Genomic DNA, 12,977 nt, shown 5'->3' on the forward strand with positions numbered 1-12,977 from the left:
TCGTCGGCGTGCTCTCCGAGGCCCTGCCACCCATGGACGAGACCGTCCTGGACGAGGTCGCCCGCAACATCGCCGACCTCGAGCAGGCCCGCGAGGAGAAGGCGGCGCTCACCGAGACCCGCGAGGCGGTCGAGGCCTTCCTCGGCGAATACCACGGCTACCTCGTCACCGCCCTGCGCGAGCGCGCCGCCGGGGTCCGCGAACAGCTCGAGGCCTGCGCCCGCCGTTCCGAGGAGGCCCAGCGCCTGCGCGGCGAACTCGACGGCCTCGTCGCCGCCGAGAGCCAGGTGGCCGAGGAACGCGATCAGGCCCGCCGCACCCGCGACACCGCACGCGCCGACGACTCGACCCTGGCCGGGGCCGGCGGGGGAGGGGCCGCCACCGACGAGCAGCGCCGCGCCTACGACGCCGCCGTCAACGCCTACATCCGCGCCGCCGAGGCAGCGTGGGCCGCCGCAGAGCACGCCGAGACCACCGAACGCCACACCGTGGAACGCCTCGGGGAGGACTCCGGCAACGCCGGACGCGCCCTGGAAGCACTGTCCCGCACCCACGCCGAGGCCGTCCGGGCCGCCGGGGCCGCGGGCCTGGACACCGACGCGCTCGGCCGGGTCCCCGAACCCGCCACCGCCTCTCTCGCCCCCCGAGAGAGCACCACCCGCGTCGACCTGCAGGGTCTGGAGCAGGCTGTCGAACGCGCGCCCGTCGACGGCCTCGACACCGACACGATGCGCGAGCACCTGGGCGGCCTCCACGACCACCTCACCGGAACCATGTCCACCGCGGTCCGCCGCGCAGAACAGGCCGACCACCTCACCGCCCTCACCTCCGAGGAAGCCGCCACCGACCGCCGGGTCCTGGCGCTGACCAGCGAGGCCGAGGCCGCCGAGGCCGCCGTCGAACACGCGCACACCCGAGAGCAGAACGCCGTCAAGGCCCTGCGCGAGGAGAGCGCCGCCTACGCCGACGGGGTCCGTGCCTGGACCGCCCGCCTGCGCGACCACAGCCACGCCCACGCCCTGGGGGAGGCCATCCACGAACTGGAGGCCTCCGTCGAACTCCCGCTGTCGGACGCGCTGAGGGTCCTGGAACCCGATGTCCCGGAGACCGTGGCACGACTGGCACACGACACCGTCGACCCCCTCCTCGAGGAGCTGCGTTCGCGCCGCGACGTCGCCGTCGGGGAGGAGGGCCGCCTGTCCGACGAACTCGCCGAGCTCGCCGACCGCCGGGCGGGGGAGGCCGATCCGGCTCCGGGCCGCCCCGGCTGGGCCACCGCGCCCCGCCCGGAGGGTGAGGGCTTGCCCTTCCACCTTGCCGTGGACTTCGCCGACGGCCTCAGCACCCGCGAACAGGCCGGGCTGGAGGCCGCCCTCGAGGCCGGGGGGCTGCTCACCGCCTGGCTGCGCGCCGACGGTCACCTTTACGACCCCTCCACCCGTGACCTCGTCCTGAGCCCGGCCCGCCAGGCCAAGGGGCGCACCCTCCTCGACGTGCTCGTGCCCGTGCCCGCACCCGGCCACGGCGTCAGCGCCGACGCCGTGCGCGCCCTGCTCGCGTCGGTGTCACTGCAGTCCGCGGGCCAGGGTTCGGAGGACACCGAGGCCAAGCACCGCCGCGAGGCCTCCGTCGCCACCGTCAGCTCCGTGTCCCTGACCGGGACCTGGCGTCTGGGTGTGCTCAGCGGCGCCCACTTCAAGAGCGAACCCGAGTACATCGGCGAGGCCGCCCGCAAGCGCGGCCGCGACCGGGTGCGCGCCAACACCGATCGCCGCATGGCCATCGCCGAGGCGCTGCTGTCGGAGGCCGGCGAACGGCGCTGGGCGGTCGAGCGTTCCTACGCCGAGCTCCTGCGCGTCTCCCGCGACCTCCCCGACTCCAGCGGCCTCGTGCGCGCCTGGACCACCCTCGACGTGGCCCGCGCCGACGTCGCCGCTGCCCGCGGTGCTCACGACGCTACCCGTGAGGCCGAGGAGGAGGCGCGCGCCGAACTCCTCGACACCCGCGCGCGCCTGCGCACCGACGCCGCAGAACACGGCCTGCCCACAGAACGCGCCGGGATCGACAGCACCCTGCGCGCCCTCGACCACCTGCGGGTCCTGCTCACCTCGGCCCTGCGGTCCCTTGACGTGCTCGCCCGCGACCTCGCTGGGCACGACCGCCACGTCGCCGCCTGGCGCCGCGCCCGCGACGCCCGTGTGGTGGCCGAGGACGCCCGCGGCAACGCCATCGACGACATGATCACCGTGCGCCGCCAGATCGAGCTCGGCGACCGCGCCCGCTCGGTCGCCGGCGAGCAGCTCGATGCGGCCCGCTCCCAGGTGCAGGGGCGTGCCGAGGAGGCAGAGCGGCGCCTTCCGGACCTCGAACGCGATGCACAGCGCGCCCGCGACGCCCGTGTCGAGGCCGAGGCCCGCCTGGACATCGCCGGGCGCGAGCTCAACGAACAGATCGGTCGGGCCCTGGCCGCCGGCGACACCCTCGCCGCCTCTCTGGCCACGGTCGGAGAGGGACAGGCGGAGGTTCCCGACACCGTCCTGCTGGGTGCCGCCGGCCTCGACCGCCTCGCCGCCGAGGACTCCCCGCTCGCCGCCTACCTGAAGCCACGCGAGGAGGCTGAGAGCGGGGAGGAGGCCGACGCCGCCCCGCGTGCCCGGCTCGAGCTCCTGGAGAGCCTCACCGCCCTGCTGGAGGAGGACCTCGCCGCCCAGGAAGGCGCCCCCGAGGTCGACGACAGTGCGGTGCTCAACAGCCGGGAGAGCCTCCACGAGCGCCTCACCTCCGCCGCGTGGGCGCACTCGCGCACCGAGCTCACCGAACCCCGCGGCCTCAAGCGCATCACCGTGCACGACGAGGACGGCGACCACGACGTCACCGCGTACGCCGAACGCCTCTCTGCGGCCTTCGAACGGTCGGAGGAGACCGTCGCCGTCGCAGAGGAGGAGGCCTTCGAACGCCACCTGCTCGGGGAGCTCGCCGGCCATCTCGCCCGCCAGATCGACGAGGCGCGCGCCCTCATCGGCACCATGAACGACGTGCTCAAGGACGTCACGACCTCCGCCGGGCTCGGGGTGCGCCTCGACTGGCGCCTGGCGCCCGACGCCGGCGCCGACATCGAAGCGGTCGTGCCGCTGCTGGCCACCCCGCCGGAGGAGCGCACCCGCGTGCAGACGACCCGTCTGCGCGATGCCCTGCGCAGGTGCATCGAGGCGATCCGCCGCCTCGACCCGACCGCGATCGGCGGGGCCCAGCTGCGCGCGGCCCTGGACTACCGTTCCTGGTTCGCCTTCACCGTCCACGTCACCGACGGCAGCGGGGACGAGCGCCGCCTGGGCCACCGCACCGCGCTGAGCCAGGGCGAGCAGCGTGTGGTGGCTTACCTGGTGCTGTTCGCCGCGGCCGCCGCCCACTTCGACGCCCTCGCGGCGCGGGCACCGTGGGCGCCGAGGCTGATCCTGCTCGACGACGCCTTCGCCAAGGTCGACGAACCCACACACGGGCGACTGCTCGGGCTGTTGGTCGAGCTCGACCTCGACTTCGTGCTCACGTCCGAACGCGTCTGGGGCTGTTTCCCGAGCGTGCCCAGTCTGAACATCTACGAGTGCCTGCGCGATCCGAACGTGCCCGGCATCGCGACACTGCACTTCACGTGGGACGGAAGCCGCCGCAGACTCGTCGGGGTCTGATCGCCCGCCGGTGCGTGAGACACCTCACCGTGCGGTGCGCGTGCCGCTCGCGCCGCCGGTGCGAGGGGACGGGTTCTCCGACACCACGCACTCTTCGTCCACCACTGTCCTAGTCTCGTTGTGCGAAGCGACAACGGATCTGGGGTGGCGAAGGTGGCTCGGAGGCCCGAGACGTTCGACCGGGACGGACAGGACGGCGACGGGACCCCGCCGGTCGAGGACCCCACCGCGGAAGTGCTGTTGGAGGCGCTGGAGCGGTCGGGTCTGTCCCGTCGCACACGCGACTGGGTGCGGGCGGCGCTGTGGGGCGACGAAGCCGTCTCCGCGGTCCTGGACGGCCGCGAGATGCCCGAACCCGCACCGAGCTCGGCACCCCGGCAGCAAGGCGGGGCACCGCACTCGCAACTGACCGGGATCCGGGTCCAGGGGTTCCGCGGTATCGGCCGTCCCGCCGAGCTCATTTTCCCCACCGGTCCCGGGCTCCACGTGATCGTCGGACGCAACGGGTCGGGCAAGTCCAGCTTCGCCGAGGCGGCCGAAGCGGCGCTGACCGGCCGCAACCCGCGCTGGGACGCTATGCCGACCGGGTGGCGCGACGGATGGCGCAACCTGCACTTCGACGACCGCACCGAGGCCAGCGTCGACATCCACTTCGCGGGTGACAGCGCACCGACACGTATCACCCGCCGCTGGACCGGCGAGAGTGTGAGGTCGGCCCGCGGCGAGGGCGTGCGCCCCGACGGCGAGGTCTCCCGGCTGCGCTCCCTCGACTGGGGCGAGGACCTGGTGCGCTACCGCCCCTTCCTCTCCTACGACGAACTCGGGCGCACGGTCACCGGGCGCGCCGCCGAGCTCTACGACACCCTCACCGCCCTCCTCGGCCTGACCGACCTCACCGAGGCCGAACGCCGCCTCGCCCGGGTCTGCGACGGGCTCGCCAAGCGCCGTGACCGGCCCTCACGCGACCTCCGGGTGCTCCTGGAGGCCCTGCGCGCCTCCGACGACCCCCGCGCCGAACGGGCCGTGTCGCTGCTCACCGCACCGCAGTTCGATCTCGCCGAACTCCGCCGCATCGCCGCCGACGACGGTCCGGCCGACCCCGCCCAGCACGTGGTCCTGCGCCGACTGCGCCGCCTCAGCGTGCCGGAACGTGTGGTGATCGCCGACGTGGTCAACGAACTGCGCGGGGCCTCCATGGAGCTGGCCATGGCCGCCGGAACCAAGGGCGACCACGCGTACGGGGTCGTCAACCTGCTCGAACAGGCCCTGGAACACCACGAACGCCACCCCACCGAGACCACCTGCCCCACCTGCTCGGCGAGCGGTGCCCTCGGTCCGGACTGGGTGCGCAAGGCCAAGGCCCAGGTGCGGACCCTGCGTCCCCAGGCGGCCACCGCCGAGGCCGCGCACGAGCGGGCCTCGGCCGCCCGCGACCAGGCCCGGTTCCTGCTCTCCCCGATGCCGTCCTGGCTGCCGGCCGACAGCGAACTCGGGCAGGTCTGGGCGCTGTGGGAGTCGGGCAACACCATCACCGACCTCGCCGAGCTCGCCGAGCACATCGAGACGGTCGGACGGCAGCTCCGCACTGCTGCGATCAGCGCGCGCCGTGACGCCGGGGAGCGCTTGGAGGACCCCACAGGTGGGTGGGCCGAGCTCGCCGGACGCCTCTCCGAGTGGCTCGAGGACGCCCAGGACGCCATCGGGGCGAGGGAGCTCCTGGGGCCTGCCGAGGAGGCCCTCGAGTGGCTGTCCGAGCGCGCGCGGGAGCTGCGCGCCGAACGCCTCGGCCCGGTCGCGTCCCAGGCCGAGCAGGTCTGGTACCGCCTGCGGCAGGAACGCCACATCGACCTGCAGGGCATGCGCCTCATCGGCCGAGGGGTCCGGCGCAGGGTCGAGGTCGACGTCGCGGTGGACGGCGTCGAGGACCAGACGAGCGCGCCAGGGCTGTTGAGCCAGGGCGAGTTCCAGGCGCTGGCGCTGTCGATCTGCCTGCCGCGGGCGCTGGTGGAGGGCAACCCGTTCGGGTTCCTCGTCCTGGACGACCCGGTGCAGGCGATGGACACCGAGACCGTCGAGGGACTGGCCTCGGTCCTGGCGGACGCGGGACGCTACAGGCAGCTCATCGTCTTCACCCACGACACCCGTCTGCCGGACGCCATGCAGAGGCTGGGGGGGCCCGCCTCGATCCGCACGATCAACCGCGACGCCATGTCCAACGTGTGGCTCGACGAGGGGCGCTGAGGGCTCCGGGGTGAGCGGCCTGGGTCACATTCGGAGCTTTTCAGGGGGCTTCGCGGGTGGCTCCGGCGAGCATGAAAACCCGCCATGAACAGGCATTTCATGCTTGTGAAGGTGGTCTCGGCGCAGCCCTGCCCCGGGGTGGGCGCCGACCGATTTGGCAGACCACCCCCTGAGGCCTGTATAGTTCTAATCAGCGCAAGGGGGCAACGCCCCCGGGGTGGACGAGAGGAAGCCCCATACAGCGCGCCCCTTTAGCTCAGTCGGCAGAGCGTCTCCATGGTAAGGAGAAGGTCTACGGTTCGATTCCGTAAAGGGGCTCCACCACTTGATGAGGTCCGATCCACTCAGGTGGGTGGTCGGCGCAAGCCGCCGACCGATCCGGGGAGGGTCCGATTCCAGGGCCTCACCCCTGTGAGATCGGGGCGGGGTAGCTCAGTCGGTAGAGCAAGCGGCTCATAATCGCTGTGTCGTCGGTTCAAGTCCGGCCCCCGCTACGAACCTGCCGACCCCTGGGACTGAGAAGAACGCCAGGGGTCTTCGCGGGTGCTCTGCAGTGTTCCACTGCGTGTCAGGTCATGTTTCCAGCGAGAAAGGCACTCCGAAGTGGCTGCCACCGACGTGAGGCCGAAGATCACCCTGGCCTGCCAGGAGTGCAAGAACCGTAACTACATCACGCGCAAGAACCGTCGGAACACCCCCGACCGGCTCTCGATCAGCAAGTTCTGCCCGAACTGCCGTCAGCACAACGAGCACCGCGAGACCCGCTAGGTCGCGCGAGTGCCGCGTGTCAAGCGCGGACGGGAGGCGGGTCCGCACACCACGGACCCGGCCCGGGCGTTCTCGGCGGGCGCTGTCCGCAGCGCGCCGAGCAGGGCCTAAACTTCCAGCCCGGTGAGCGAGACGCTCACCGGGCTGTTTCGTGTGTGCCGGGCACCCGTCGGCCCCAACCAGGAGAGGGAGACCGTGGCGATCAACCCTGACCACCTCGGCCGGGAGTACCGTGCCCCCGAGGACTACGAGGTCACCCGGGGCAAGATCCGGGAATTCGCCGAGGCGATCAACGACCCCGACCCCGCTTACGTCGACCGCGAGTCGGCGCGCACCCTGGGGTACGCCGACGTGGTCGCACCGCCGACCTTCCCGGTGATCCTCGGCATGGCCGGCTCGGCGCAGGCCGTGGCCGACCCCGACCTGGGTGTGGACTTCTCCCGCGTGGTCCACGGCGACCAGCGGTTCCAGTACTCGCGCCCTCTGCTCGCCGGGGACGTGCTCTCCAGTGTCACGCGCATCACCGGCATCAAGACCCTGGGCGGCAACGACCTGCTGACCCTGGAGACCGAGGCCACGGACCGGAACGGCGAGCACGTGGTCACCGCCACCATGATGCTCGTCGTGCGCGGAGCATGAACCGGCCGCACCACCGTCCCCAGCGAATCGTGAGGAAGACCAGCGTGAGCAGGCTGCGCCACGCCGACGTCGAGGTCGGCACCGAGATCCCCGAACAGACCTTCCCGGTCCGCCGCCTGGACCTCGTCCGATACGCGGGCGCCTCGGGGGACTTCAACCCCATCCACTGGAACGAGCGCTTCGCCAAGTCCGTGGGCCTTCCCGACGTGATCGCGCACGGCATGTTCACCATGGCCGAGGCCGCGCGGGTGCTCACCGGCTGGACCGGGGATCCGGGCTGCCTCCTCGACTACTCGGTGCGGTTCTCCGCCCCGGTGGTCGTTCCGGACGACGAGGACGGCGCCGAGATCACTGTGGGCGGCAAGGTCAAGGCCAAGAACGACGACGGGACCGTGAACGTGCTCCTGACCGCCCGCTCCGGTGGCGCGAAGGTCCTGGTGCAGTCCAAGGCACTGGTCCGGCTCGCGTCCTGACAGTTTCGACAGAGGTGGTTGAGGTGTCCCCGTTCTCCGACGACCGGCCGGTGCTGGCCGACTACACCACGCTCGGTCTGGGCGGGCCGGCCAAGACCTTCGTGCGGGCCGGCACGACCGAGGAGCTCGTCTCCTCCGTGCGCGCGGCCGACGACGCCGGTGAGCCGGTGCTGATCCTCGGCGGCGGCAGCAATCTCGTCGTGGCCGACTCCGGGTTCCCCGGCACCGTGGTGCACGCGGACACGCGGGGTCTGGGCTTCGAGGAGGCCGGTACGGACCCGGAGACCGGTGAGCCCGTGGTGCTGTTGCGCGCCCAGGCAGGGGTCGAGTGGGACCCGCTGGTCGAGCGCGTCGTCGCCGAGGGCCTCAGCGGCCTGGAGTTCCTGAGCGGAATCCCCGGCCGGGTGGGTTCCACCCCGATCCAGAACGTGGGCGCCTACGGCCAGGACGTGAGCCAGACGGTGCGCGAGGTGCTGGTCCACGACCGGCGAACGGGCGAGCTGCGCACGATGACCAACGCCGAGTGCGGTTTCACCTACCGGGACAGCATCTTCAAGGGCGAGCCCCGGCACCTGGTGTGCGAGGTCGTCTTCGCGCTGCACCGCTCCGAACTCAGCCGCCCGATCGCCTACGCCGAGGTCGCCCGCACCATGGGCGTGGACGCGGGGGAACGGGTGCCGCTGGAGCGCGCCCGCGAGACCGTCCTGGGCCTGCGCCGCGGCAAGGGCATGGTCGTCGAGGCGGGCGACCCCGACACGCGCAGCGCAGGTTCGTTCTTCACCAACCCCGTGGTGTCGCAGGAGACCTTCGAGGCGGTGCGCGAGCGTGCCGCCGAGCGCCTGGGCCCGGACGCGCCGGTCCCGGGCCACCCGGACGGCCACGGCGGTATCAAGCTCTCCGCGGCCTGGCTCATCGACAAGGCCGGGTTCACCAAGGGGTACGGGGAGGGTCCGGCCCGCATCTCCGGCAAGCACACGCTGGCGCTGACCAACCCCGGAGGGGCCTCCACAGAGGACCTGCTCGCCCTGGCGCGCGAGGTACGGGCCGGGGTCGAGTCCGCCTTCGGGGTCCGTCTGGTCAACGAGCCCGTCATGGTGGGCGTGGCCCTGTAACGCGACGCGGGCCACACCTCTTTCACACCGCACCCAATTCTCGAGTTGGGTGCGGCGAACTTTTAAATTTGACCTCGTTGCCGACACAATTCGACACGGCCATGAATTGCCCCTTTCCTCTCCCTTGTCATAAAGTGGCATTCACCGAAGGGGAGTAGTCCTCAATCCGTGCGGTCGACACACTGGCCCGGCGAACGGCCCGGTCGCGCGAGCCCTCGCCCGGCGAGGCAGGGCGGACGAGACCTTCGGCCCGGCGCATGTACGACGTCCGGGTCGAAGAGGCGTCCGCGCCGTCTCTCGCCCCGCCGTGAATGGATCGAGGGGAAGAATGACAGGGTTCGTGGCCGGTCTCGTGGTGAGTACCGTTGCCATTTTCATTGCAGAAATGGGCGACAAGACCCAATTGGTCGCGATGTCCCTCGCCACGCGATATCGCGCTCTCACCGTGATCCTCGGCATCACGGCCGCGACCGCCGTGGTGCACCTCGGGAGCGTCTTCATCGCCGAGGCCCTGGGGGCGGCGATCCCCACCGACTGGCTCACCCTCGCGGCCGGCCTCGCGTTCCTCTTCTTCGGCGCCTGGACCCTGCACGGCGACGAGATGAACGACAAGGACGAGGCACGTGCCTCCTCCCGACGCATCCGATCGGGGTTCATGACGGTCGCTCTCGTCTTCTTCGTCGCCGAGCTCGGCGACAAGACCATGCTCGCCACCATCACGGTCGGCACCCAGCACCACTGGTTCCCGGTGTGGATCGGCTCCACCGTCGGCATGGTCGCCGCCGACGCGATCGCCATCGCGCTCGGCGCGGTCCTCGGCAAGAAGCTGCCGGAGAAGGCGATCCGCATCGGCGCCGCCGTGCTCTTCTTCGTCGCCGGTGCCGTCATGCTCGCCCAGGGCACCTTCGCCCTGACCTGACCCCGCCCGGTCAGACCGGTTCTGTGGCGAGCCAGGTGTCCACGCCGGCCAGCAGGTCCTTCTTGAGCCAGTCCGGCGCTCCCGATCCCCGGATCGACATCCGCGCGAGCTCGGCCAGCTCCGCGTCGCCGAACCCGAAGACCGAACGCACGATCTCGTACTGCTCCACCAGGCGCGGGCCGAACAGCAGGGGGTCGTCCGTGCCGAGCGCGATCGGAGCGCCCGCGTCGTAGAGGTGCCGCAGAGGGAGCTCGTCGAGCTCGTCGACCACACCCAGGCCCACGTTCGAGGTCGGGCAGACCTCGAGGGTGACCTCCTGGGTGGCGATGCGCTCCAACAGGTACGGGTCCTCGACCGCACGAACCCCGTGGCCGACGCGGTCCGCGCCCAGCTCGTCGAGGCACTCGCGCACGCTGCGCGGACCGCCCAGCTCCCCACCGTGCGGCGCAGAGATCAGGCCGGCGCGCTTGGCGATACGGAAAGCTCCTTCGAACTCGCGGGCACGCCCCCGCCGTTCGTCGTTGTTGAGGCCGAAGGAGACCACGCCCCGGCCCACGTACTGGCGGGCCAGGCGGGCCAGGGCCTTGGCGTCCAGGGGGTGCTTCGTGCGGTTGGCGGCCACCATCAGGCCGATGTGCACGCCGGTGTCCCGGTGCGCGGCCGCGGCGGCGTCCAACATCAGTTCCAGGGTGGCGGTCAGGCCGTCGAACAGGGACGCGTACCCGCCCGGGTCGACCTGGATCTCGAGCCACGCGGAACCTGCGGCACGTTCATCCTCGGCGGCCTCGCGCAGCAGCCGGTACAGGTCCTCGGGGGTGCGCAGCGCCGACCGCGCGATGTCGTACAGGCGCTGGAAGCGGAACCAACCCCGCTCGTCCGTGGCGCGCAGTTTCGGCGGCCACTGTTCGGCCAGCGAGTGCGGCAGGTGCACGCCGTTCTTGTCGGCGAGCTCGACCAGCGTCTCGTGGCGCATCGAGCCGGTGAAGTGCAGGTGCAGGTGTGCTTTGGGCAGCCGCTCCAATCGGCGGGGGGGGGGGGGGNGTGGGGTCCGAGGGGACCGAAAACGACGAACGCGCCCCGGCGGAACCGGGACGCGTCCGTGCGTGCGTCGGGGCCCGGGCCCCTGAACGGGACTACTTCGCCTCGGCGAGCAGCTTCTGGATCCGGCTCACGCCCTCTGTGAGGTCCTCGTCACTCAGGGCGTAGGACAGGCGCAGGTATCCGGGGGTGCCGAAGGCCTCGCCCGGCACGACCGCGACCTCGGCCTCCTCGAGGATGAGTTCGGCCAGCTCGGTGGAGGTCTGCGGGGTGCGGCCGCGCACGGTCCTGCCGAGCACGCCCTTGACCGAGGGGTAGGCGTAGAACGCGCCCTGCGGCTCGGGGCACACGACACCGTCGATCTCGTTGAGCATCTGCACGATGGTGCGGCGACGGCGGTCGAAGGACTCCCGCATCTTCGCGACAGCGGTGAGGTCCCCTGCCACGGCGGCGATCGCGGCGGCCTGCGAGACGTTGGCGACGTTGGACGTGGCGTGCGACTGCAGGTTGCTCGCGGCCTTGATGACGTCCTTGGGGCCGATGATCCAGCCCACGCGCCAACCGGTCATGGCGTAGGTCTTGGCCACACCGTTGACCACGAGCGTGCGGTCGGCGATCTGCGGGACCTCCACGGGCAGCGACGAGAACTCGGTGTCGCCGTAGATCAGGTGCTCGTAGATCTCGTCGGTGAGTACCCACAGGCCGTGCCGGTCGGCCCACTCGCCGATGGCGCGGACCTGCTCGCGCGAGTAGACCGCGCCGGTGGGGTTGTTGGGGGAGACGAAGACCAGGACCTTGGTCTTGTCGGTCCGCGCCGCCTCGAGCTGCTCCACCGAGGCCAGGTAGCCGGTGCTCTCGTCGGTGGTGACGAACACGGGGGTGCCGCCCGCGAGCTTGATGGACTCGGGGTAGGTGGTCCAGTACGGGGCGACGACGATGACCTCGTCGCCCGGGTCCACGATGGCGGCGAAGGCCTCGTAGATGGCCTGCTTGCCGCCGTTCGTGACGAGGATCTGCGCGGGGTCGACCTCGTACCCGGAGTCGCGGAGGGTCTTCTCGGCGATCGCCTTCTTCAGCTCTGGCTGCCCGCCGGCGGGGGAGTACCGGTGGTTCTTCGGCTGACGGGCGGCCTCGACAGCGGCCTCGACGATGTAGTCGGGGGTCGGGAAGTCCGGTTCCCCGGCGCCGAAGCCGATGACGGGGCGGCCCTCGGCCTTCATGGCCTTGGCCTTGGCGTCGACGGCCAGCGTCGCCGATTCGGAGATGGCGCTGATACGTGCGGAGATACGCGGTCGTTCAGTCATGCCCTCCAGTTTGTCATGTGAGCGGAGGGCCCGCTCGGGCGGGAAGGACTCGTGACCGGGGCCGGAGTGCTCCACGTGCGTGCCCGCGGGCCCAGGCGGTTTGGCCCCGAGCAGACTCAGGGCATACACTCGGTCCCGTCGGAAGGTCCGGGCCGTGTGTGGCGCACGCGACAGTGTGCGGCACTCGTCAGGACCAGCTATGGTGGGGCGCAGTTTCCCTCCCAAGGGCAGTGGCTCAATTGGCAGAGCACCGGTCTCCAAAACCGGCGGTTGGGGGTTCGAGTCCCTCCTGCCCTGCAGGTTCTCGCGCGGTCGGGCGGCGCTCCCGGCGCCGTTCGACCGACCGGGACGAACTCACCGGGATTTTCAGCGGCCCGCGACCCTAAGGACCCTCAGGTGACTCAGACTGACGCCGACGCCAAGCCCGACGAGGAGCGGCCGCGTCGCACTGGTCCGGTGACCTTCACCAAGCAGGTCGTCGGTGAGCTCCGCAAGGTCCGCTGGCCCACACGTCGCGAACTGGTCACCTACACCATCGTCGTCATGGTCTTCGTCGTGATGGTCCTGGCCTACGTCTCGTTGCTCGACTTCGCTTTCGGTGAAGCCATCACATGGCTCTACGGCACCTTCGGCGCCGGAGCCGGGGCCGAGGGCGGCGCCGGGGTCGAAGCCCCCTGACCCGGACACTCGCTACGGCGATCCGCCCGATCTCACACGAGCGCGCTGGTCCCGTGCTGCCCGCGGAGACCTTAAGCTGTCAGGACTGGGTTACGAGGCGCGCTTGGCGTGCGTCGGCC

Annotated in this window: 10 protein-coding genes and 3 tRNA genes; 11 read left to right on the plus strand and 2 right to left on the minus strand. The window is 71.4% G+C overall.

Annotated features, from left to right (window positions below):
- From D474_RS0120405 to D474_RS0120445, 9 genes are all read left to right on the plus strand, one after another.
- The coding region (locus D474_RS0120405; RefSeq protein WP_017615357.1) for a TIGR02680 family protein at window positions 1-3,686 on the plus strand (3,686 nt) is incomplete at its 5' end.
- A gap of 144 nt (window positions 3,687-3,830) precedes the next feature.
- Entirely contained in the window at window positions 3,831-5,927 is a 2,097-nt protein-coding gene (locus D474_RS0120410) for an AAA family ATPase (RefSeq protein ID WP_017615358.1), read from the plus strand.
- A 245-nt stretch (window positions 5,928-6,172) separates the two neighbouring features.
- A tRNA-Thr gene (locus D474_RS0120415) sits at window positions 6,173-6,248 on the plus strand.
- Between the two features lie 100 nt (window positions 6,249-6,348).
- Window positions 6,349-6,421, plus strand: a tRNA-Met gene (locus D474_RS0120420).
- A 109-nt stretch (window positions 6,422-6,530) separates the two neighbouring features.
- Window positions 6,531-6,695 (plus strand): 50S ribosomal protein L33, encoded by a 165-nt coding sequence (gene rpmG / locus D474_RS0120425; RefSeq protein ID WP_017615359.1) that lies wholly within the window; start codon window positions 6,531-6,533, stop codon window positions 6,693-6,695.
- A 195-nt stretch (window positions 6,696-6,890) separates the two neighbouring features.
- Complete coding sequence (locus D474_RS0120430) at window positions 6,891-7,334, plus strand: MaoC family dehydratase N-terminal domain-containing protein (RefSeq protein ID WP_026118661.1); 444 nt, start codon at window positions 6,891-6,893, stop codon at window positions 7,332-7,334.
- A 44-nt stretch (window positions 7,335-7,378) separates the two neighbouring features.
- A complete protein-coding gene (locus tag D474_RS0120435) occupies window positions 7,379-7,807 on the plus strand; it encodes a MaoC family dehydratase (protein WP_017615361.1) in 429 nt (142 codons plus the stop codon).
- Between the two features lie 23 nt (window positions 7,808-7,830).
- Entirely contained in the window at window positions 7,831-8,919 is a 1,089-nt protein-coding gene (locus D474_RS0120440) for a UDP-N-acetylmuramate dehydrogenase (RefSeq protein WP_017615362.1), read from the plus strand.
- A 328-nt stretch (window positions 8,920-9,247) separates the two neighbouring features.
- On the plus strand, window positions 9,248-9,838 hold the full coding sequence (locus tag D474_RS0120445) for a TMEM165/GDT1 family protein (protein ID WP_026118662.1): 591 nt from the start codon (window positions 9,248-9,250) through the stop codon (window positions 9,836-9,838).
- Window positions 9,839-9,848: 10 nt separating this feature from the next.
- Here the strand turns inward: D474_RS0120445 and D474_RS0120450 are convergent, their stop codons facing one another.
- On the minus strand, window positions 9,849-10,859 hold the full coding sequence (locus D474_RS0120450; protein ID WP_017615364.1) for an adenosine deaminase: 1,011 nt from the start codon (window positions 10,857-10,859) through the stop codon (window positions 9,849-9,851).
- A gap of 112 nt (window positions 10,860-10,971) precedes the next feature.
- Window positions 10,972-12,180 carry a pyridoxal phosphate-dependent aminotransferase gene (locus D474_RS0120455; protein WP_017615365.1) on the minus strand — a complete coding sequence of 403 codons (1,209 nt, stop codon included), beginning with the start codon at window positions 12,178-12,180 and terminating at the stop codon, window positions 10,972-10,974.
- Between the two features lie 224 nt (window positions 12,181-12,404).
- Here D474_RS0120455 and D474_RS0120460 point away from each other — a divergent pair.
- Both D474_RS0120460 and secE read left to right on the plus strand, forming a co-directional pair.
- A tRNA-Trp gene (locus D474_RS0120460) sits at window positions 12,405-12,477 on the plus strand.
- A gap of 99 nt (window positions 12,478-12,576) precedes the next feature.
- Window positions 12,577-12,858: a preprotein translocase subunit SecE gene (secE, locus tag D474_RS0120465; RefSeq protein ID WP_017615366.1), complete on the plus strand. Its 282-nt coding sequence runs from the start codon at window positions 12,577-12,579 to the stop codon at window positions 12,856-12,858.
- Window positions 12,859-12,977 lie beyond the last annotated feature (119 nt).

Source organism: Nocardiopsis salina YIM 90010 (assembly GCF_000341025.1).
Classification (GTDB): Bacteria; Actinomycetota; Actinomycetes; order Streptosporangiales; family Streptosporangiaceae; genus Nocardiopsis; species Nocardiopsis salina.

What these genes read in the sequence shown, in the direction of transcription:
- D474_RS0120445 (WP_026118662.1), top strand. Translation starts at nt 9,248, where the DNA reads ATGACAGGGTTCGTGGCCGGTCTCGTGGTGAGTACCGTTGCCATTTTC.
- D474_RS0120455 (WP_017615365.1), bottom strand. Translation starts at nt 12,180, where the DNA reads ATGACTGAACGACCGCGTATCTCCGCACGTATCAGCGCCATCTCCGAA.